This window comes from Botrimarina colliarenosi, assembly GCF_007859955.1.
In the GTDB taxonomy this organism is placed as follows: domain Bacteria; phylum Planctomycetota; class Planctomycetia; order Pirellulales; family Lacipirellulaceae; genus Botrimarina; species Botrimarina colliarenosi.
Window position 1 is genome coordinate 104,242 of record NZ_SJPR01000006.1, and the last position, 20,476, is coordinate 124,717.

Sequence of the window (20,476 nt, forward strand, 5' to 3'; positions counted from 1 at the left end):
GGTCGTACAGCTGACAGGTAGGGAACGCCCTCGGTGGCGTTCTGTGCGGCGGGTAACCGATCTCTATCCCACCACACGGAACGCCACGGAGGGCGTTCCCTACCTGGTTGGTTCGCTACTCAAACTCTTTCTCATCGTAAGCGGGCGACTTGCCCAGGCTGTCCATCTGTTCGTCGGCGCGGCGGGCGACCTCGATCGTTGCGTCGAGCTCCTTGCGGAGCTGCGAGAGCTCGTGGTCGCCGCCGTCGTCCGCTTGGAGGGCGTTGTAGCGTTCGACCGTGCGGGTTAGGTGGTTGACGGTGAGCACCACCTCGTCGATCGCCGCGCGGCGTTGCTCGAGCAGTGGGCCGCCCGTGCCGACGGGCAGCCGGCGTGCTTTCTCCCACAGATCGTACGAGTGCTCTAGGTGCCGGACGGAGGCCTCGAACAGCCGCTGGACGTTGTCGCGGATCGCGATCGCCGCGGCGCCCTTCGGCGGGTCCTGCTCGAAGAGCCCGTGCAGCGCCCGCAGCCGGCGGAGGCATTCTTCGGTGCGGTTGTCGTCGTCGCGCGCCAGCCGCTCGGCCAGTTGGTCGAGGTGGGAGTTGCGGTCGGCCCGCTTCTTCTCTTCCTGATAGCCGTAGGCCTGCTCGGTCAACTCTTCGACGCCGAAGATCAGTCGCGTGGCCTGGATCCCCGCGCCGATCACCACGCCCGCCAGGCCGATCAGGTTGAGCGTCATGTTGCCCCCGGCGGCCCACGAGAGCATCCAGGCGCTGAGGCCGGTGACCGTCGGTAGCAACGTCCAGGGCGAGACGAACAGGTCGAGCAGCACCTTCTTCTTGACTTCGTCCATCGGGCGATGTGCTACTCAACTCTTCACTTCGTGGTGGCGTTAGGAAGGGAGAGAGGGGGATGACGGGGAATAAGTGAGTTGGTCGTTGCAGGGCGAAGGCGTTAATTGCTGGAGAGCTCGTCGTGTGTCAAGAATTCACTGCGTGTAGGAGGCGTCTCCGACGCCGATTACGCGATCCATTTCATTTCAGCCAAGAAGCTGTAATCGGCGTCGGAGACGCCTCCTACAATTCCGATGGCGAGTCCATTCTATAAGACCATCCCCCCTATCGCCGTTCGTCCCCACATCCCCCTTCCTCACGTCACGATCAATAAGAAGGCTCGCCCAGCACGAACGTCACGGAGGTCTCGCCGCTGGGCTCGACGCCGATGGCGCGGATGCGATCTTTGTCGACGCCACGCCCGACGAGGTAGCCCTCGACCGCCTTGGCCCGCTGGGCAGCGAGCCGCTTGTTTGCCTCCAGGTCGCCCCGCCGCGAGGCGTTCCCGCGGACCGTGACATAGTAACGCGTGGAGCCGAGCACGCCAGCCAGTTCGTCGAGCAGCGACTGGCTCCGCCCGGTCAATCGGTCAGTGCCGCGGGCGAAAACAAGCGTCGGCGCCCGGGCCGTGCCGGCGGCAACCAGCGAGTTCCATTGCTCGTCGGAGAGGGCCGGCAGCTGGACGCCGCGGACCTGCTCGTCGGTGGCGCCTGGCTGGAAGTCCGCCAGGTCGTTCCACACCGAGGCCAGGTAGAGATAGTTAGGGTTGCCATCCGTGGGGTCGGACTCGATGGCGCCGGTCTCGATCAACACCGCCGTGATCGAGGCGATCATGTCTTCCAGCAGCGGCAGCTGGGAGCCGGGCGCCTTCCCCATGTGGGCGAGATTCTCCCGGGTGTTCTTCCACCAGACCCCGTTCACCAGCCGCTCGGCTTCCTCGTCGGTGAGGCGGGCGCCCCCCTTGGCGGCGTCCTTCTGCACCAACGCGACGCGGGCCGCCTCGTCGCGGTAGGCGTAGTTCGCTTGGAAGTAAGCCTTCACGACATCGACCACCGCCCCGCGGTTCTTGGCGACAAAGTCGTCGCTCGCCACCAGGACGTCGGCGATCGCCGAGGGAAACCGCGAGCTGTCCACCACCACATGCATCTTCTCGTTCTTCAGCACCTGGGTGACGAGCGGCTCCCACAGCACGTAGGCGAGCCGATCGACCGGTCGCGACGCCTTGTAGCGCGCCACCACGGCGGCAGCGTCCTTCACCGGCACGAACGGGTTCTCGGGGAGCTGGTCGAGCTGAAACCGTGACATCACCACCCGGGAGAGCGTCTCGCTCGGCGAGTCGGGCGTCAGCACGAACCGCGTGTCGGGGTGGTTGAGCGCGTCGATGTTGGGGAACGTCTCGCGGTTAGCGACGATAGCGTCGGCGCCGACCGTCTCGTCGATCATCGCGACGATCGTCGCCGGCAGCGCGCCCGCCTCGGCGCACGCCTTCACCAGCGCGTCGATCGTGAAGACCGCCATGTCGGCGTCGCCGCGACGCAGGGCCGCGAGCCGTGCCGGGTAGTCGGCGCCGTCGTCGGTGATGGTGAGCCGGACGCCCGCCTTCCGCATCCCCTCGGCGAACTCCGGCGAGCGGAGCACCGCGTAGCCGCTGAACCCGTCGAGGGCGAGCTTCACCTGCGTGCGGTAGAGGCTCTCCGAGCCGCCCCGCTGGCGTTCCTGCGCCTCGCGCTCGGCCTGCGTCTTCTCGACCACCGGCGCGAAGACAAACCGCCAGACCCCCGCGCCCATCCCAAGGATGACGAGCCAGACGATCGCGACGGCGAGGAGTTTTCCTTTGGACAATTTATTTGGGAGAGAGTTGATTCGGTGGGAGGCGTCTCCAGACGCCGATTACGGTCTCCCTACCGAAATGGCGTGGTGCGCGTAATCGGCGTCAGGAGACGCCTCCTACAGAAAAATGTTGGTGTTGACGGGAGCCGCGGCGTCTTGGCGGTGAACTTTATTGACGGCGTTTGCCGGCGGAGGACATCAGCCGGGTGATGATGAAGAACGCGATCACGAGGAAAATAAAGACGCCGGAGAAGCCGCCCCCCTCTTCCTCGGGTTGGGGCTGGTTCGCTTGGCCGCCGGGGAAGGGGACCGGCGGCGCGGCGCGGGGAGACTGCGGGACGCCGGCCGGGGCGCGGACGCCAGTGCCGGCGAGCGGCGTGTTGGGCTGCGACACCAAGGCGGTCAGCGACGCCGCCGCGACTTCGCTCGGGATCGCCTCGAGGATGTCGAAGTCCGACTCGTCGCCGGCGTCGTTCTGGTCGGTGGTGCTCTCGCCCAGCACGACGGCCGAAATGGCCTGCTCGAGCGACGCCGGGTCGTTGGCGTTGCGGTAAGTGCTGGCGCGGGTGGCGAGGCTGTGCTGCTGCGCCATCGCGACGCCGATCACATCGACCAGCAGTCCGCGGGCCTGGACCTCGGGCAGATAGCGATCGACCAGATTGCCGTCGGTCGCTTCGCCGTCGGAGACCACCAGCAGTTTGTAGACGCCGTACCGGTTCTTCTCACGGGCCGCGAGCAGGGCGTCGGACGCCGTAATCATGGCGCCGCCAAGGGGCGTCGGGCCGCCGGCGTTGATCTGACCGATTGCCTGACGAGTCGCCTGCTGATCGACGGGGCCGAGTTCGAAGAGCCAGTCATCGCCGATCCGCGGCGGGTTGAGCAACAGCACGCCGACCTGGGCGTCGTCGGGCGTGCGGTCGAGCACCGTCTGCAGCGAACGCTTTGCCGCCTCCATCCGCGTGCCGCCGCCGGGCATCCGCTCCGCCATCGAGCCGGAGTTGTCGAGGATCACCACGACGTAGAGCCCGGGGCCCGCCGAAGCGCAGCTTGCGAGCGTCGCTATCGTGAGGAGGCTGGCCGCCAACCTTCGGCACATGGGATTGTCGGGGTTGAGATGGGTTTGGGAGTTACTTCTTAAGCGACGAAGTCGCCCTCGTATCCCCCTCCTTCTTCAGAGGGAGGGGTTAGGGGAGGGTGGGAGGTGGGTACCTACCTCGCCCCCTCCCCTAGCCCCTCCCCCTTAAGCGGAGGAGGGGGATGAGCGCGGCTACTGCGTCGCCGCCACTTGTGTGAGTCTCTCAGAAGTCGAAGTCCGAATCCTTCAGCGCCTCGGGATTGACCTTCACGATGCGGAACTCGACCCGCATATTCTGCTTCGCCTCCGCCATGTTCGTCGGCTTGGCGATCACCGGGTCCGAGATTCCGGCGCCCACGGGCTGCAGCTGCGAGAGGTTCACGTTGATGTCGCGGCTGCGGGCGTAGTCGGCGATCGCCTGGCGGACCGCCTCGGCACGGGCGAGCGACAGGTTCAGCGCCGCCTGCATCGTCTGCTGCGGGCTGTCGGCGGCGCCCTCGAAGGCGCCCGTCTCGATGAGGCGGACCATCTCGTTCATCTGTGACAGGTCGAGCTCGCGCGAATTGCCCCCCGCGTTGAGGAAGTAGCGGTAGTCGCCGCTGGCGCCGGTCCGGCGGAGGATCCCCTTGGAGAGTCCCGCCTTGACGAGTTGCACGAGCGTCTTGGTCGGGTCGCTGTGGCCGCGGATCACGACGGCGGCGCCGCCGAACGTGCTCGCCGACTTGAGGGCCCGGTCGAACTCGGCGCCGTAGCGGTCGACCGAGAAGTCGGTCTGGTTCGGCTCGAATTCGATCGTGAAGCTGACGATGGTGTCGTCGTCGAGGTCGTCGCCGAGAAACTCCCCGACGCCTTCCCCTTCAACGACCGTCTTGGGCTTCGCGAAGGCGACCCCCGCCATGCCGGCAAGCTTCTGGTAGTCGAGCCCCGGCGGGTCAAAGCCGTAACGGCCACGGGCATAGCCCCACTTGGTCGCCAGGTCGAGCGCGGCGGCCATCTTCGGGTTGAATCCGCTCAGGTTGCCCGACTGCTCGAAGAAGGCGATCTGCCCCGGCAGGTTCACGAACCGGCAGTCGAGCAGCAGGCCGTGGGCGTCGACCTCGAGCGTCGGCAACACCTCTTCGCCGAAGATCGATTGGCACATCGTGAGCAGCTTGCGGTAGTCGGCCGACATCCGCTGCGACTGCTCGAAGCCGTCGCGGAGGGCCTTCACCTTCTCCTCGGCGGCCAGGTAGCCGGCGACAAACTTCTCGACGGCGGGGCGGTTGGCTTTGTACCAGTCACTCCGCACGGCGTAGACGTCGGCGATTGAGCGCGACATGTTCTGCGTCGAAACCAGCACGTGGGCGCCGCTGACGGTCCCCTCGGCGCCGGTCCCCTTCGAATCGAGGCCGCCAGTCAGGCCAATCATGTCGGGCGTGATCACGCAGCAGGCGTCGATCGAGTTGTCCGTGCGGAACTTCTCGGCGGCGCCCTTCGGGCCGGTAAGATCGGGGACAAAGACCACCTCGACGTCGTCGTTGGTGAACTGCGCGGCGGCGAGGGCGTCGTAGAGAAGACCGACGTGCGGGCCGCCTTGTTGGCACGCGATGCGCACCTTCTTTCCGGGACGCTTCAGGTCGTTGAGCGTCCGCAGCCCTTCGCGGGCCACGATATGATCGCCGCCGCTCCACGAGAGCTGCAGGATCACCACCGGCTTGGTGCGGGGGTCCTTGCCGATGACCTCGCTCGCCTGGCCGAGCATGCGGAACGTCCCACGCAGGAAGGGCGTCTTGCCCCCCACGTAGTCCTTCACCTGCTGGACGAAGTCGTCGCCCGGCGTGAGCTTGAGCCGGAGCCCCGCCTTGCCGTAAATCGAGTCGCCGGTCGTATCGAGGCCGCCGTTGGCGTAGAAGGTCGCCGCGTCGCCGCCCCAGGTGATGAACGGGACGTTCGTGACGCCACGATTCTGCACCGGCTGGACGCTCAGCGGCCCGGTCAGCCCGGAAAACAGCTGCTGCGCCCCCGCGGGCAGAGCCCCGGTAGGCAGGGTCAGCAGAACGGCAAAAGCAGTAACGACGGCGAAACGTCGCGGCAAACGCGGCATGGTGACGCCTCCGGGGGATGGGTTGTTGAAAGCTTCTTCGCAGCTGGTGTTCGCTTCTTGCCGAGAATCTACCGCGCTTTGGCCCCGATCGCTAATTCGGGGGGGGGAACCGCCAAGACGCCAAGACCGCCATGGACTTTCGGACAGGATTTACAGGATCGACAGGATGTTGGTTGTCATCCGATCCTGTAAATTCTGTTCATCCCGTCTAAATTTCTTTTTCGAGACGAAGTACGTCAACGAATCCCTTCGAGCTCTAACTCAAGAAGCCGGCTTTCCCAATTCGCGCGGTCCTCGAGGTCCATCTCAGGATCGGGCAGCAGCGAGCGGCGGGTGCAGTTCACCAGCGCCTGCAGCGTTTGGTACTCGCGCGTCGGGCCGATCGCTGGCGGGATCTGGTCGTGCACCGCGGCGAGGACTTCGGGCCACGTCTTCGGCTGCATCGCCTTGAGGTACGAGCGGAGCGACGCGAACGCCGCGGCCGAGTACTCGGCCGGCAGCAGCTCGTCGTTCATGCGCTGCACGAGGTCGAGCCGCGTCAGGCCCTCCGTCGCTTCCAGTTTGACGGCGTCGAGCACCCAGTTGATGAAATCGACGCGGTCGTCGCCCGTCGGGTCGAGCACCGGCAGGATCAAGTCGCCAACGCGGCCCGGGCGGCGGATGTCGGGCGACAACAGGTGGATCCGCGCGGTCATCAAGAGCCACAGCACTTGGCCGCGGAGCTTGGGGTCGCTCATCATCTGCTGGATCTTGCCGGTGAGGCGACGCTCGGTCTCGTGGGCGTTCGCGTCGACACGTCCGAACTGCGTGTCGGCCTCGTCGACGAAGATCACGACCTTGCCGAGCGCCTCGAGCACCGACCGCAGCCGCTCGAAGACGACGTCGGTCTGCCCGAACCACTGGCTGCGGATATTCTTGAGCACCAGCACCGGCAGGTCGAGCTCGGCGGCGACCGCCTCGAAGATAAACGTCTTGCCACTGCCGATGGCGCCGGCGACCGCGGCGCCGGGCAGCGCCTTGTCGCCGGTCGCTTTGAACCGCGGGATCAGCTCGTCGGCGAGGAACTTCTTGAGCCGCGTGAAGCCGATGACGTCCTTCAGCGTGTGCGACGGCTTCTTGAACTCGACGACGTCGTCACCGAGCCGCGTCTGGATGTACTCCTCGACCTTGTCGAAGACCGTGTCGGGCGTGAGCTTCTCGCCCGCGTACGCGGCGCCCGCCAGCATCTGCCGCAGGGCGTGCAGCGACAGGCCCGCGGTGCACTCGCCGAGGGCGTCGGGCGTCGACCACAGCTGCGGCTTCGGTTGCGACTCGGCCAGGAACTCGTTGATGTAGCGGACCCGTTCGTCGAGCGACGGCGCCGACACATCGACCGACAGCACCTGCGGCATCCGCGACACCCGGCTGTGCACCAGGCTCCGCGACTCGGCCAGCAGGCAGACCGAGTCGCCGCCGGCGGTGAACTCGGGATCGCTGAACCAGTCCTGGACGATGCTAATCCGCCGCATCTGGGCGTCGTTGAGCTTCGACAGATCGCCGCTCTCGGGGAGCAGCATGTCGGCGCCCTCAACGATCACCAGCAGGTGCTCGCGCAACGCGGCCCGCGAGCAGATCGTCAGCTGCCGTAACAGCTCGAGCGCCGTGGTGGGCGAGCCGATGGCGCTGGTGAGGTGGCGGTCGAACTCTTGCTGGAAGAACTCAAGCTGTGTGCCCTTCTTGCGGAGGTCGTCCAGGGCGAGCGTTGCCGGATCGACCCCGGCTTTCCATTCGACCCACGCGCCGCGGAGCTTGTCGCGGTCGGCGTCGCCGATCCGGATCGGGCCGTTCAGCTCGTAGACGATTTGGATCAGCCCGGCGGTCTGCGTCTTCTTCAGCAAGAAGGGGATCAGCGGCGTGTGCCGCTCGCCGTCCCAGAACAGGTCCTGGATGTCGCCACAAAGCAGCACGCTGCGTGACTGCCCCGAATTGAGCAACCGCGCCAGCCGGGGGAAGAAGTCGGGAGCTTCCGACATAGTGCGTTTAGGAAAGGAGATTGGGGGGATGGATGATCGGTGAAGTCAACGCTGCTATTCCGCGACGCTCGGATTCTGCTTCAAGTAGACACGATGGAGATCGAGGGATGGCGGCTTTGTGGGGCTGCGCGGCTACGAGTTGCAGAGCCGATCTTTATCAGAGAATTGGTATGATTACCGTCCCGGTCGTTTATAGAGAGGCGGCATCCCCCGATCTCCTCTGAGAAGCAATGCCGTTCGCTGGTGACCGCAGTTCGTACAACGTGTCCGCGCCGCAAACCCATCCCCCTATCTCCTACTCCTTCGTGCTCAGATCACGATAGAGCATCCCGTGGAAAGCGTGCACCGCGCGCTCGAGCTGCGACGAGTAACGCCCCGTCTTGAACGACATCGAACCGAGACCCCGCTGGGTCGCCTCGCAGATCTCGATGTCCTCGTTCTGGATGACATGGCTGGCGCCGATCGCCTTGCGGAGGCGGCGCTTCGCGGCCCACTCCTCGAGGTCGTCGCCGTCGGGGGCGTCGGCGTCGACGTAGAAGTCGAACACCACTTCGCAACGATCAACGCCCGTCGGGTAGACCACGTTCGTATCCATCATCCGGCCGTAGCGGTTGATGAACAGGTTGGGGTAGAGCCACGCATAGACGACCTTTTCGCCCAACCGTTCATCGGTCCCCTTCGCGTCGCAGACCTGGATCGCCGAGCGCTCGTACAACTCGGTCCGGTAGCCGTCGTAGGCGAGCCCCTCGGCGAGGCCTTCGTGGGCGTAGGCGACGTGGTAGCCGCCGTCGAGTGAGTTGTCGACGAACACCTTCCAGTTGCACTTCATCTGGTAAGAGCGGCGTTCAACCCACCGCATCCGCTCGAAGCCGAGCTCGTTCAGCGGCGCCATCAGCGGTGCGGCGTCCGACGCCAAGTCGCGTGGGTTGCCCTCGCCCCCCTCCTCGCCGTCGAGGTCGAGCATCACGAGCGGGCCCCACGTCTCGACGCTGATCGGCGGCAGGCCAAATTGCTTGGGGTCGAACCCCTCCATGCGGCCCATCCGCGGCGCGCTGCGCAGCGAGCCGTCGAGCCGGTACGTCCAGCCGTGGTAGGGGCAGACCAACTCGTGGGCCTTGCCGCACTCCTGGGCGACCACCGCCGCGTGGTGTCGGCAGACGTTGTGGAACGCCCGCAGCCGGCCCGCTTCGTCGCGCAGCACGACAAACGGGTTGCCGACCACGTCGCCGGTGAAATAGCTGCCCGGCTCGGCGACCTGATCGACGCGGCCCACCGCGACCCACGCCTTCTCAAAGACATTCCGGCGTTCGAGCTCCAGCACCCGGGGGTCGACATACCACAGCGCGGGCGGCGTCGCGGCCGCCTCGACAGGGATCGACGGGTCGAACTGGAGGTCCATCCCGGGATTGTAACCGCCCAGTAGCCAAAAATGCTAAGAACGCCAAGACTCGAATCGCCGCCGCGAAACGCCTATGCTCCGAAGCACCGCATCGACCATCCGTTAAACTGTGGGAGGGGTCTCCCGACCCCGAATACGCGCACCATACCGCTATGGTTTGGATGCCGTAATCGGGGTCGGGAGACCCCTCCCACAATCAAGAATTGAAAACTCATCCTTCTTGCTTGGCGCTCTTGGCGTCTTGGCGGTTAAACCATGGCGAATCTCGAAATCGACCACCTGTCGCACGCCTACGGCCCCAAGAAGGTGCTCAATGACGTCAATCTGCGTGTCGAAGCGGGGCAGGTCCTCGCCTTGGTCGGGCCCAGCGGCTGCGGCAAGTCGACCCTGCTGCGGGCGGTCCTCGGCACCCACCCGCCGACCAGCGGCTCGGTCTGCGTCGGCGGCAAGCCGATGCTGCGGCCGTCGCGCGACGTCGGCATCGTCTACCAGCACTACAGCCTGTTCGACTTTCTGACGGCCCGACAAAACGTCGCCTTCGGGCTGAAGCTCGACCAGACGAGCACGCCGTTCCGGCTGTTCAACTACCCGGCGTGGCGGAAGCTGCGCGCCGAGCACCTCGAGCAAGCCGACGCCCTCCTCAAGAAGGTCGGCCTCTACGCGGCCCGCGACCAGTACCCCAGCCAGATGTCGGGCGGCATGCGCCAACGCGTCGCCATCGCCCAGGCCCTCATCATGCAGCCGCGCGTGCTGCTGCTCGACGAGCCGTTCGGCGCCCTCGACGAGGCGACGCGCGAAGAGCTGCAACTGATGCTGCTGCGTCTTTACGAAGAGAACGTCCGCGCCCGCGCCGAACACCGCGAGCCGCCGTACACGGTGATCATCGTCACCCACGAGCTGAACGAGGCGCTCTTCGTCGCCGACCGCGTGGTGGGCCTCTCGCAGTACCACGCCGATGGCGCGAACGGGGCGACGATCGTCTACGACCGCCCGGCGCCGATCTTCAAGCCCGACGAGCCGAAGGATCTGTCAAAGTTCGTGAAGCAGAAAGAAGAACTCATCGAAGCGGTCTTCAGCGAGCGCCATTTGAAGGACCACCGCAAGTACGTGACCTTCTGGAGCGAGCACGAGAAGACGGCGGTGGAAGGGGCGGGGGTGTAGGCTAGGCTACGCTAGACGCCTTTGCCGCACTAACTGTCAGAGAAACTAGGCACAGCTAGACCTGCCGAACTCCATGGATGTTCACCGGTTGTTCTCAGATAAGTCCGATTTGTACGCGCGGGCTCGGCCGAAATACCCGGCTGACATCTACGGCTACCTCGCAGCGGTTACCCCGCATCGCGACATGGCATGGGACTGCGCTTGTGGCAACGGGCAGGTTGCCGTCGGATTAGCAGAGTATTTCGGTCGCATTGAAGCAACCGACGTTAGTGCCGAGCAGATATCCAATGCTCCGACCGTTGAAGGTGTTCACTTTTCGGTTTCAGAATCGGAGTCGACCCCGTTTGATGATCAGTCGTTCGATCTCGTTTGTGTGGGCCAAGCCCTTCACTGGTTTGACTACGATCGTTTCTGGTCTGAACTGGATCGTGTGTTGAAGCCCGGTGGCGTTTTGCGGCGTGGGGGTATGTTTTTCCGAATAACAATCCCGGGATCGATGAGGTGCTGCGAACCACTCTCTACCCGGTCATCGAGCCCTATTGGTCCAAACGCAATCGGTTGTTGTGGAACCACTACCAAGACGTTCAGGTTCCATACCGAAGTCTTTCCACACCACAGTTCGAATTCAAGATGGAGTGGAGCGCTGAAGAATTGTTAGCCTACATTCACACTTGGTCCGCTGTGCGGAGGTGCATGGACGATTTGGGAGAAGATTTCTACGCCGACACGTGCGAACAGCTGAGTCGCGCGTGGGGCGAGGGGTCCGAGCGACGCGATATTCGAATGGATTTTTGCTTCTTGGCTTCACAGAAGAAGTCCTAGGGCGATTCCGTACGAGCCCCCAGACGTCAGTCGGGGGAGTGAAGCGGGCGCCCGGGTTCCTCCCCCGACTGACGTCTGGGGGCTCGCCGTTGATTGAGCGCGGACGCTTCTGCCACCGACCGTCCTGCGTTTTGAGCCGCGCACGGAGTAAGCGGAGTGCGCCACCAACTCCGCTTACTCCGTGCGCGGCTCGAGATCTATTCGGTGGCGATTTGCATCGCTTCGCACGCGATCTGTAGCTCCTCGTTTGCGGCCACGACCGACAGCGCCATACGGCTCTCGGTCGTGTGGATCGCCGACTTTTGGCAGATGGGAATCGCCAAAAAGGGAGCTAGCGGATTTGGAGAATCACCCGCCGGTACGCATAGAGATTCGGGGCGCCGTTGTCGTGCAACTCGAGAATGACGTGAAGATCTTTGCCTGCGGCGTCGGCTGGGACTGTGATGGTCGCGCTCGGGGAGTCGCTATTTTCAATCGTTACGAAGCCGTTGTAGGAGCTGGGCTCCTGGTAGAAGGTCCACGAGTAGGTAAGGGAGTCGCCGTCGGGGTCGCTGGAACCCTCTGCCTGAAGAGAAACGCTCGAACCGGACGCTGCCGAGGCCTTTATGATTCGCCGAGTGGCATCGCCGTTGACCACTGCGACGGGGTGGTGGTTGGCCTCGGAGTAGTCGCCGGTCACGGACCAGTCCATCCGGGCGGCGAAGTCGTTGTCGTAGCCATTGCTCCAGCGTTTAATCGCTTCGGATCCCTCGCTTGTGTTGCTAGACATCATGTAGGGGTCGTAGGCTCGCTCTTCCTCCTTGACAGCCGACATGCTCTTGATGCTTGTCTTCTTCGTGAGACTGAAGCGGCCTCCCCAACCCCCTTGGTCGATCTTGGTGGGGTCATTCAGGCCGTTAGGGTAGACGTGCATGAAGGCGGGCGTATCGCCTTCGGTCGACCACTTCCGATCGGGATACACAGCGCCAAGCGGTCCGTGATTCTGGATGTGCTCGTCCAGGTACTCGTCGGACGGTTGCCAGCCGTAGACGCCTGTCGCACGGATGTAGAGCACCTTTGGGAAATTCTTAGCGATCCAGGCGCCGGCGTCGTCCTGGCCGAGGATATCGAAGATGCAGATCTTGCTGAGAAACGCGGAGAGCTCGTCGGCGGATCGTGTGTGCTGCACCTTCCAGATCGCTTGCGCGACGGTGTTGGCCCCTCCCCAGCAACCGACCCAGACCGGGCGAGGGTCGTCTTTGTCGACCGAGGCAATGATCAAATCCGAGCCGGGGCTATCCTTCCCTTCGCCGACATCGCTCATCCCGTAGCCCATCTGCCCGAGGACGGAGATCGACCTTAGGTGCTCGACCGAAGGAAATCCCTCCGCATGGACGCGGAGGTTCGGCAGCGCCTCACCATAGGCATCGACAATCCGGTCGAGCATTACCGTACTGCTCTGCCTCTTCTTCCAGCACCCCGTCGAAACGATCAAGCCTTCGATGTCGAACTCGTTTGCGCAGACGAGTTGCCGTACGAGGGACTGCTCGTCGTCGGGGTCAGCCCCGAGGTCGGTGGTGTTAATCACCCTCGGTTTGTAGGTGGTCCTTTCGGGCGCTGAGTCCGCATATGCGATCTTGTCGCCGGTCAGTAAGCCAACCATCGCTATAAACATGAGTTTCATGAAGAGTGTCCGCCTGCGAAATAGTCGAACTAGAATTGCCGAATGCGCCGTATCGATAAGAAGCAATTCGAGTGAGAAGGATGCTAGAAGGATTATCCATCAAAAGCGACGGCCGAGGCAAGCGATCGTAAGTCAGCGGGATCGCGAGCGACCCGACCCAATACAACTCACGCATCGGCTAGACGCTCGACCGCTTCGCGGGCAATCTGTAGTTCTTCGTTTGCGGCCACGACCAACAGCGCCACACGGCTCCCGGAGGCATGGATCGAGCGGTCGTCGCTTGAAGACGCATCGTTCGCGTCCGTGTCGAGATGGGCGCCGAGTATCGTCAGACGCTCGGCGACGCGCTCTCGGATCACGGCGCAGCGTTCGCCGACGCCGGCGGTGTAGACCACCGCGTCGAGGCCCCCCATCGCCGTCGCGTAGGCGCCGACGTACTTCGCGATGCGATAGACGTAGGCCTCCACCGCCAGCATCGCGTCGGCGTCTCCCTCGTCGGCGCGGCGGAGCACCTCGCGCAGGTCGCTCTCGTCGCAGTAGCCGCGGAGGCCGCTGTCGCGATTGAGCAGGTGATCGACCTCGTCGGCGGACATGCCGAGTTCACGCTGGAGAAACAGCAGAACGCCCGAGTCGAGGTCGCCCGAGCGGGTCGCCATCACCAGCCCTTCCAGCGGCGTCATCCCCATCGAGGTATCGACCGAGCGGCCACGATCGACGGCGCACGCGCTCGCCCCGGCGCCGAGGTGCAGCACGACGGTTCGCAGCATCTCGATCGGCTTCTCAAGCAGCTCCGCCGCGCGCCGCGACGCCCAGGCGTGCGACGAGCCGTGGAAACCGTAGCGACGCACGCCGTGCTCGACCGCGAGCCGTTTGGGGATCGCGTAGCGGCTGGCGTAGAGCGGCATCGTGGCGTGGAACGCCGTGTCGAAGACCGCGACGTGTTGCGCCGCGGGGAACCGCTCGCGCGCCAGGCGGATGCCGAGCACGTTGGCCGGGTTGTGGAGCGGCGCCAGCGGGGTGAGCCGTTCGATCTCGGCGAGCACTTCGTCGTCGATAAGCGTTGGCGCGACAAACCGGACGCCGCCGTGGACCACCCGGTGCGCGACCAAGTCGGGCTCGCAGCCTAGCTCGTCGCAGATTTGCTGGAGGCCCGCTGCGTGATCGGCGACGGCGTCGGTCGAGCCGATGCCTTCAACCGATCCGCGGCCGATTTCGTTGTCGCCAGGCTGCTCGAACAATCGGTGCTTGATCGACGAGCTGCCGCAGTTCAGGACGAGCACCTTCATTCGGCGGCCTCCTCAGGCTGGGCCTGGATCGCGGTGATCGCCACGGTGTTGACGATGTCATCGACCAAACAGCCACGGCTGAGGTCGTTGACCGGCTTGCGCAGGCCTTGCAGGATCGGGCCGATCGCCACCGCGCGGGCCGAACGCTGCACCGCCTTGTAGGTGTTGTTGCCCGAGTCGAGGTCGGGGAACACGAACACGGTCGCTTGGCCGGCCACTTGGCTGCCGGGGAGTTTGGACTTGGCGACCGAGGCGTCGACCGCGGCGTCGTACTGGATGGGGCCCTCGACCGACAGGTCGGGCGCGCGCTCGCGGACGAGCCGCGTCGCCTCGCGGACCTTGTCGACCGCGGCGCCGGTCCCCGACGCGCCGGTCGAGTAAGAGAGCATCGCGACACGTGGCGTCACGCCGAATCGCCGCGCCGTGTCGGCCGAGCTGATCGCGATGTCGGCGAGCTGTTCGGGCGTTGGGTCGGGGTTCACCGCACAGTCGCCGTACACGAGGACGCGGTCGGCGAGGCACATGAGGAAGACGCTCGACACGATCGAGCACTCGGGCCGCGTGCGGATCACCTGCAGGGCGGGACGGATCGTCTGGGCCGTGGTGTGCATGGCGCCGGAGACCATGCCGTCGGCGTCGCCGACCTCGACCATCATCGTGCCGAAGTAGTTCGGGTCGCCGAGCTGGTCGTACGCCATCGCTTGCGTCACGCCCTTGTGGGCGCGGAGGCGGGCGAGCTCGTCGGCAAGCCGCTGGCGGTCGGGCGACGTGTGGGGGTCCATCAGCTTGGCGCCGGTCAGGTCGAGACCCAACGTGGCGGCGCGGGCGGTGATCGTCTCGGGATCGCCGAGGATCACCAGCGACGCCACCTGCCGTCGCAGCAGCACCGCCGCGGCGCGGAGGATACGGTCGTCCTGCCCCTCGGGGAGGACAATCGTCCGCGGCGCCTTCTTCGCCCGTTCGATCAGGTCGTACTCGAACATCAGCGGCGTGACCCGCTCGGTCCGCGTCACGGCGATCCGCTCGGCGAGCGCCGCTAGGTCGACCACGCGCTCGAAGGCGCCGAGCGCCGCGGCGATCTTGGTGGCGTTCTCCGGGGCGATCACCGGCCGCACCGCCTCGACCGCCGTCGCGGCCGAGTAGGTGTCGCAATCGATCGCCATCAGCGGCGGCAGCCAACGCCGCATGCCGTCGAGCAGTCGCTGCACCGAGGTCTCGGGCGTCAGGCCGCCGGTCAGCAGCACGCCGGCCGCCTTGGGGACGCCGTCCGAGATCAGCGACGCCACCGAGCCCAGGAGGATGTCGGAGCGGTCGCCCGGCGTGATGACCAGCGCGCCGTCGGCCGTGTGATTGAGGAAGTTCGGCAGCGTCATCGCGGCGACGCGACAGGTGGCGATGTCGCGCTCGGCGACGTCGCCCGGGTCGTGCAGCCAACGGGCGCCGATCGCCGTGGCCACCTGGGCGAGCGTTGGGCGGGCGAGCGACGGCTCTTCATCGAGGACGTAGACCGGCCCGTCGCCGAACGGCCGGCGTCGGAACTCTTCCCGCATCGCTTCCGCCTGATCGGGCGCGACGCGGTTGACGAAACTCGCGGCGATGACATTCCCTTGTTCGACAAACGTGGCGTGCGCCGACCGGGCGCCGCGGATCGTCTCTTCGGCCGACCGGCCGACGCCGGCGCCGACCGTCACCACGGGCGCGCCGAGGTGGACCGCTAGCCGCGAGTTGAAATCGAACTCGAGCGCCGCCTGCCCGCCGACGTAGTCGGTCCCCTCGCAGAGGACGAAATCAACCTCGGCGGCGCACGCCCGGAACCGGGCCAGCACTTCTTTGATGAGCGTCGCCTCCTGCCCCTCGGCGACGAGCTGCTCAGCGCGGTTGAGATTGACGCCGACCATCTGCCCGATCGGCGTGGCGAGCCGGTACCGCTCGCGCACCAGCCGCAGGTGGGGGTCCGCCTCGGGGTCGCCGTCCACCAGCGGGCGGAAGTAGGCGAGCCGCTCGACACGCCGCGACAACAGCTCCATCAGCCCGAGCACCACGAGCGACTTGCCGCTGTGGGGCTCCCAGGCGACGACATAGGCGGCGTTGGACATGGCAAGCGATCGACGTGGTGGGGCGGCGGGGCTCGTTCTTTCCCCCTGATGCTCGCTCTAATCCTTCTCACGGCCTAGCCCACTCTCGCTCCGTTCTCTAGCCGACGACCCCGAAATGATTCCCACCATTGAACTCGCCGCGGTCGCCGCGTCGGCCCTTTACGGCATCCTCCGCGGGGTGCGGAACGGCTTCGACGTGGTCGGTATTTTTAGTGTCGCGGCGGCTACCGCGTTCGGTGGCGGCACGCTGCGTGACCTGTTCCTCGACCGCCGGCCGCTCTTCTGGGTCGAGCGCGAATCGCTGCTCTGGATGGTGCTCGGCCTGTCGGTGATCGGCGCCATCGTGCCGCGTCGGCTGGCCCGTATCGAGCCGCTGCTGATCTGGCCCGACGCCATCGGCCTCGGCCTGTTCAGCGTGGCCGGCACGGCGGTCGCGTTGCAGTCGGGCATGACGCCGTTGATCGCGGCGGTGATGGGCGTCATCACCGGCACGTTCGGCGGCGTGATCTGCGACGTCATCTTCAATGAGACGCCGAGCCTGTTCCGCACGACCCCGCTCTGCGCCACCTGCGCGCTGCTCGGCTCGGTGGTCTACCTCGCAATGGCCGCGCTCGAGGTCCCCGTCACGGTGTCACAACCGGTGGCGACCGCCGCGGCGGCGACGCTGCGATTGGTGGCGGTGTGGCGCAACTGGACGCTGCCGGTGCGCTCGATCGCCTGACGACGAATTCGAGACGTGAGCCGACGGCGCTAGCCGCGGGTGAGAAAACGCGTAGCTGCGCCCCTCGACCTCAAGCGGCCAGACGCTACCGTTTGCCGTGGTACCGCCGTTCAGTATCGACTCCTGGAGTACTCCTGATGTCAACCATTGTCGCAATACGCAAGAAAGACAGAGCCGTGATTGCGGCGGATACTCAGGTATCGGAGGGCTCAACACTCGTTTCTTCGGAAATGTTGCGAAGTCCGACCAAGATTCATGCAATTGGCGGCGGCTACATGGGTATCGTCGGAAGCGTCGCGCACCATCGCGTCATCCGCTCGTTAGCGACGGAGAAAGCGGACTACTTCAATTTTGAGAGTGCAGATGCCCTCTTTGAAACCCTGCGTCGAATCCACCCAATACTCCGAGATGAGTACTACTTATTAACATCGGAGAAGGACAGTGACAGTCAGCCCTACGAATCAAATCACATGACAGGTTTGGTCGTTAGTCCGGCGGGAGTCTTCTCTTTCGATACCTATCGTGAGGTGTCCGAGTACCATTCTTTCTGGGCGGTTGGGTCGGGCGGTGACTATGCACTTGGCGCCCTTGCCGCGATCTACGATTCGAGTGAATCCGTGGAAGCGGTAGCCGAAGCAGCGGTTACTGCAGCGTGCCGATTTGACTCGGGAAGTGGTTTGCCCATCGAGTTGCGGTCAGTTCGATTGCAACAGCAGTAAGGAAAGTCACACACCTGGCTAGCCTTGTCCGCGGCGTCTTTGGCGGTACTCACTCAACCACGGCCTTGCGGCCATAGTTGCCGGTCCAAATACTGCGGTCGTCGTCCTCGACGCGGCCATCAAAGTCGCCATCGGCGCTGGAGCCGACCGGCACGACCTTGCCGAGCTGGTCGCGCCAGACCGTCGAGTCGGCGGCGTTGACGAGGCCATCGCCGTTGAAGTCGCCCGGGAACGGCGCAGCGGGTTCGGCGAGGAGGACCGCGCGCGTGACGCCCGTCCCGCCTTGCTCGCCCTCAACCCGGACGGCGAACCCACTGTCGGCCGGGAGGGCGGCGCTCAGCACATGGCTGGTGCGCAGCCGGTTCACGCCGTAGCGGTCCTGGACGAGGAGCTCCACGGTTCGCGTCGCAGCGGCGTAGTCGACCAGCAGGCGAAAAGAGCCGCCGGGCTCGGCGTTGGGGCGGGCGTCGGTCGCCAGGGGCGTCGCTTCGCCGAGCGTTTCGGCCTTGTCGCCGTCGTAGCGGAGGAGTCGCGTCGAGGCGCCTCCGTCCTCGAGAGCCAAGGCGTAAGCCCCCTCGCCGGCAACGACGCCAAAGCGGAGTTCGGCGCGGCGGTCGTCGCCGGCGAGTTCGACGTCGGCCGCGACGAGGAAGTCTTCGCTGGCCGCCAGCTCGAAGCGATCAAAGTCAGTATTCCCTTGCGGTGTCGGGTCAAGAATCGCCGTACGCCCCGATGTCTCGATCGCCGCCAAGTCGACCTGGTGATCGACAAACACGTCCTGGCTGTTGAGCTTCAGGAGTCGTTCGAACAGCCGTGAGCCGAGCCAGCGACGCACCTCGTCGACCTGTGAGGCGTTCAGGCCGAACGCGGTCACTTCCGCTTCGTTGGCGGGATGCAGCAGGTTGAAGAACTCGTCGGGGTCGTGGTCATGGTCGTACAGCTCTTGCGAGCCATCCTCGTAGTGGACGAGGCGGAACCGCTGCGAGCGGAGGCTGTACTTCTTGGCGTGGAGGCCGGCGTCGGCTTTTTCGGTCTCGCCGAAGCTGGTGAGCGCCACCGCGCCAGGTTCGCTGGCCGGGCGGGCGATGAGCGGCAGCAGGCTGTCGTCTTGCATTTGGGGCAGGGGGGCGACGCCGGCTAGCTCGCAGAGGGTCGGCGCGATCGCCAGCAACTCGACCGGGGCGTCGATCCGCTCGCCCGGCTTCGTCAGGCCGGGGGCGTAGACCATCAGGTTCGAGCGGGCCGCCTCTTCCCAGACGGTGAACTTGTGCCAAAGCCGCTTTTCGCCCAGGTGCCAGCCGTGATCGGACCAGAGGACGACGATCCAGTCATTGGCGGGGTCGTCGTCGGTGTTCTTCGCTTCGACCGCGTCGAGGATCTTGCCGACGGCGAAGTCGGCGTAGGAAACGCTCGCCAGGTACGCCTGGATCGCCGTCCGCCAGGCGAGGTCGGAGTCGGGCGTGGCGGCGAGCACGTTCTTATGAACGGCGCGGATGCCCATCCGCTTGCCCAGGGGGCCGAGGTCCGCCAAGTCGTCGGCGAGCGTCTTGGGCGTCTTGATCTTGTCGATCGGGAAACGGTCGAAGAAGACGCCCGGCGCGTCCCACGGCAGGTGGGGGTGGAAGACGCCTGTCGCCAAGAAGCGTGGCGGGTCGCTCTCAGCGTGCGACGAAATCCGCTCGGCGGTCCAGGCGGCGGCGCGTTGGTCGTCGAGCGAGTCGGTCAGCTCTTCCCACGCCTCGATGGTGGGCGCCTCGTCGCCGCGGCTGCGCGGGACCAAGCGGCTCCAGCGTAGGCTGGCCGCCCGGTCGCGGCCGATCGGCCACTCCTGCTGGAGGACGCGGTGCGGCGCGGCGGCCCGCTGATGGTACGGCCGGACGGTGTCCCAGTCGGTCGCCGCGCGGTCGGCGGGGGCGTCGTCGCGTCGGTCGTCGGGCGCGTCGCTGTCGTTGTTATGCCAGACCTTGCCGGTCGTCTCGATGACGTAGCCGTGATTCTTCAGGTGCTGCGGCAGCGTGGTGGCGTAGCGGGTGGCCTCGTAGTTGCGCCAGTTGAGGCCGCCGTCGTTCGCCGTCAGTCCGGTGGTCTCGCCCGAGACGCCCGACATGATCGCCGCGCGCGAGGCGTTGCACGCCGGGTGGGCCGTCTGAGCGTTGGTGAAGGTGGCGCCCCATTCCGCGAGCCGCGTCAGGTTGGGCGTTAACCGGGCGCGGATCTCGGCGTCGGGCAGCACGTCCTCGGCGCCGCGGAGCGGGCCGACGAAGTCGTTCAGATCGTCGATCGCGACCATGACGATATTCGGCGCCGCTCCCTGGCCCTGCAGCGGGCAGGCGAGAAGAGCGATGGCCGTTGCGGCACGCCAGCGGCGAGAGATTGAGGATAATAAGGTCACAGATTGAGCGTCCGGAGGCGTTGAGGGCTCTCAGGGAGCCCTCGGCGGAACGGCGGAGAGCGTCGGAGGGCCGCCGACCCGCTAGGCCCGACCCTCTAGGGTAGTTTACGTCGCTCGACCCGCCCGGCGGCTACGACGCCGGTCGAGGCCGCCGCGTTCCGCTGCGGAGCCGATGCCACGCGACCCGATAGGCCCGCCGCGGCGGTGAAAGCCCAATCGAAGCCCCCCCAGGCGGCCGACGGCGCCCGCGCTACCCAAACGGGCCCGCGCTACCCAAATGGCAAGCCGCGAAGGTACAAAGGGGAGGATCGATACCTCGTTTCGAGCTCGTCGAGGACCCTTCCAGGGTGGTCGCCCGGTCTTGAGGGGCCGGGCCCAACCCCCGCCTCGATGACGAGTTCG

The 20,476-nt window shown here is 65.7% G+C and carries 15 protein-coding genes; 4 read left to right on the forward strand and 11 right to left on the reverse strand.

What is annotated here, in order from left to right; all coding sequences use genetic code 11:
* Positions 1 to 115: 115 nt before the first annotated feature.
* The 6 genes from Pla108_RS17985 to Pla108_RS18010 all read right to left on the reverse strand — a co-directional run bounded on the left by Pla108_RS17985 (position 116) and on the right by Pla108_RS18010 (position 9,214).
* Positions 116 to 835 carry a hypothetical protein gene (locus Pla108_RS17985; protein ID WP_146446364.1) on the reverse strand — a complete coding sequence of 240 codons (720 nt, stop codon included), beginning with the start codon at positions 833 to 835 and terminating at the stop codon, positions 116 to 118.
* 307 nt (positions 836 to 1,142) lie between these two features.
* Positions 1,143 to 2,657 (reverse strand): phosphate ABC transporter substrate-binding/OmpA family protein, encoded by a 1,515-nt coding sequence (locus Pla108_RS17990; RefSeq protein ID WP_146446365.1) that lies wholly within the window; start codon positions 2,655 to 2,657, stop codon positions 1,143 to 1,145.
* A gap of 157 nt (positions 2,658 to 2,814) precedes the next feature.
* The gene (locus Pla108_RS17995) at positions 2,815 to 3,741 is read right to left on the reverse strand and encodes a vWA domain-containing protein (protein WP_146446366.1); all 927 of its coding nucleotides are present in this window, start codon (positions 3,739 to 3,741) and stop codon (positions 2,815 to 2,817) included.
* 202 nt (positions 3,742 to 3,943) lie between these two features.
* Complete coding sequence (locus Pla108_RS18000; protein ID WP_146446367.1) at positions 3,944 to 5,803, reverse strand: hypothetical protein; 1,860 nt, start codon at positions 5,801 to 5,803, stop codon at positions 3,944 to 3,946.
* Positions 5,804 to 6,039: 236 nt separating this feature from the next.
* On the reverse strand, positions 6,040 to 7,815 hold the full coding sequence (locus tag Pla108_RS18005) for an ATP-binding protein (protein WP_146446368.1): 1,776 nt from the start codon (positions 7,813 to 7,815) through the stop codon (positions 6,040 to 6,042).
* Positions 7,816 to 8,110: 295 nt separating this feature from the next.
* Positions 8,111 to 9,214 carry an aromatic ring-hydroxylating oxygenase subunit alpha gene (locus Pla108_RS18010; protein WP_146446369.1) on the reverse strand — a complete coding sequence of 368 codons (1,104 nt, stop codon included), beginning with the start codon at positions 9,212 to 9,214 and terminating at the stop codon, positions 8,111 to 8,113.
* 255 nt (positions 9,215 to 9,469) lie between these two features.
* Here Pla108_RS18010 and Pla108_RS18015 point away from each other — a divergent pair, with 255 nt between their 5' ends.
* Entirely contained in the window at positions 9,470 to 10,375 is a 906-nt protein-coding gene (locus Pla108_RS18015) for an ABC transporter ATP-binding protein (RefSeq protein WP_146446370.1), read from the forward strand.
* 184 nt (positions 10,376 to 10,559) lie between these two features.
* Positions 10,560 to 11,033, forward strand: a complete 474-nt coding sequence (locus Pla108_RS21680) for a class I SAM-dependent methyltransferase (protein WP_390616018.1) — start codon at positions 10,560 to 10,562, stop codon at positions 11,031 to 11,033.
* Positions 11,034 to 11,394: 361 nt separating this feature from the next.
* Here Pla108_RS21680 and Pla108_RS21485 read toward each other — a convergent pair whose 3' ends face one another.
* The 4 genes from Pla108_RS21485 to pta all read right to left on the reverse strand — a co-directional run bounded on the left by Pla108_RS21485 (position 11,395) and on the right by pta (position 16,242).
* Positions 11,395 to 11,520, reverse strand: a complete 126-nt coding sequence (locus Pla108_RS21485) for a hypothetical protein (protein WP_261342528.1) — start codon at positions 11,518 to 11,520, stop codon at positions 11,395 to 11,397.
* Positions 11,521 to 11,528: 8 nt separating this feature from the next.
* Positions 11,529 to 12,860, reverse strand: coding sequence for a DUF1593 domain-containing protein (locus tag Pla108_RS18025; protein WP_146446372.1), 1,332 nt, complete (start codon positions 12,858 to 12,860; stop codon positions 11,529 to 11,531).
* 167 nt (positions 12,861 to 13,027) lie between these two features.
* Positions 13,028 to 14,146 (reverse strand): acetate/propionate family kinase, encoded by a 1,119-nt coding sequence (locus tag Pla108_RS18030; protein ID WP_146446373.1) that lies wholly within the window; start codon positions 14,144 to 14,146, stop codon positions 13,028 to 13,030.
* Positions 14,143 to 16,242 carry a phosphate acetyltransferase gene (gene pta, locus Pla108_RS18035; RefSeq protein WP_146446374.1) on the reverse strand — a complete coding sequence of 700 codons (2,100 nt, stop codon included), beginning with the start codon at positions 16,240 to 16,242 and terminating at the stop codon, positions 14,143 to 14,145. Before pta ends, Pla108_RS18030 begins: the two co-directional genes overlap by 4 nt.
* Before the next feature lie 115 nt (positions 16,243 to 16,357).
* On the opposite strand from pta, the gene Pla108_RS18040 reads away from it, so the two are divergent.
* Both Pla108_RS18040 and Pla108_RS18045 read left to right on the forward strand, forming a co-directional pair.
* Complete coding sequence (locus Pla108_RS18040; RefSeq protein ID WP_146446375.1) at positions 16,358 to 16,963, forward strand: trimeric intracellular cation channel family protein; 606 nt, start codon at positions 16,358 to 16,360, stop codon at positions 16,961 to 16,963.
* 137 nt (positions 16,964 to 17,100) lie between these two features.
* Positions 17,101 to 17,682 carry an MFS transporter gene (locus Pla108_RS18045; RefSeq protein WP_146446376.1) on the forward strand — a complete coding sequence of 194 codons (582 nt, stop codon included), beginning with the start codon at positions 17,101 to 17,103 and terminating at the stop codon, positions 17,680 to 17,682.
* 49 nt (positions 17,683 to 17,731) lie between these two features.
* Here the strand turns inward: Pla108_RS18045 and Pla108_RS18050 are convergent, their stop codons facing one another.
* Positions 17,732 to 20,074: a sulfatase-like hydrolase/transferase gene (locus Pla108_RS18050; protein ID WP_146446377.1), complete on the reverse strand. Its 2,343-nt coding sequence runs from the start codon at positions 20,072 to 20,074 to the stop codon at positions 17,732 to 17,734.
* Positions 20,075 to 20,476: the final 402 nt, after the last annotated feature.

What these genes read in the sequence shown, in the direction of transcription:
- Pla108_RS18000 (WP_146446367.1), bottom strand. Translation starts at nt 5,803, where the DNA reads ATGCCGCGTTTGCCGCGACGTTTCGCCGTCGTTACTGCTTTTGCCGTT.
- Pla108_RS17995 (WP_146446366.1), bottom strand. Translation starts at nt 3,741, where the DNA reads ATGTGCCGAAGGTTGGCGGCCAGCCTCCTCACGATAGCGACGCTCGCA.
- Pla108_RS18025 (WP_146446372.1), bottom strand. Translation starts at nt 12,860, where the DNA reads ATGAAACTCATGTTTATAGCGATGGTTGGCTTACTGACCGGCGACAAG.
- Pla108_RS18015 (WP_146446370.1), top strand. Translation starts at nt 9,470, where the DNA reads ATGGCGAATCTCGAAATCGACCACCTGTCGCACGCCTACGGCCCCAAG.
- Pla108_RS18010 (WP_146446369.1), bottom strand. Translation starts at nt 9,214, where the DNA reads ATGGACCTCCAGTTCGACCCGTCGATCCCTGTCGAGGCGGCCGCGACG.
- Pla108_RS18040 (WP_146446375.1), top strand. Translation starts at nt 16,358, where the DNA reads ATGATTCCCACCATTGAACTCGCCGCGGTCGCCGCGTCGGCCCTTTAC.
- Pla108_RS18030 (WP_146446373.1), bottom strand. Translation starts at nt 14,146, where the DNA reads ATGAAGGTGCTCGTCCTGAACTGCGGCAGCTCGTCGATCAAGCACCGA.
- Pla108_RS18045 (WP_146446376.1), top strand. Translation starts at nt 17,101, where the DNA reads ATGTCAACCATTGTCGCAATACGCAAGAAAGACAGAGCCGTGATTGCG.
- Pla108_RS17985 (WP_146446364.1), bottom strand. Translation starts at nt 835, where the DNA reads ATGGACGAAGTCAAGAAGAAGGTGCTGCTCGACCTGTTCGTCTCGCCC.
- pta (WP_146446374.1), bottom strand. Translation starts at nt 16,242, where the DNA reads ATGTCCAACGCCGCCTATGTCGTCGCCTGGGAGCCCCACAGCGGCAAG.
- Pla108_RS18005 (WP_146446368.1), bottom strand. Translation starts at nt 7,815, where the DNA reads ATGTCGGAAGCTCCCGACTTCTTCCCCCGGCTGGCGCGGTTGCTCAAT.
- Pla108_RS21680 (WP_390616018.1), top strand. Translation starts at nt 10,560, where the DNA reads ATGGCATGGGACTGCGCTTGTGGCAACGGGCAGGTTGCCGTCGGATTA.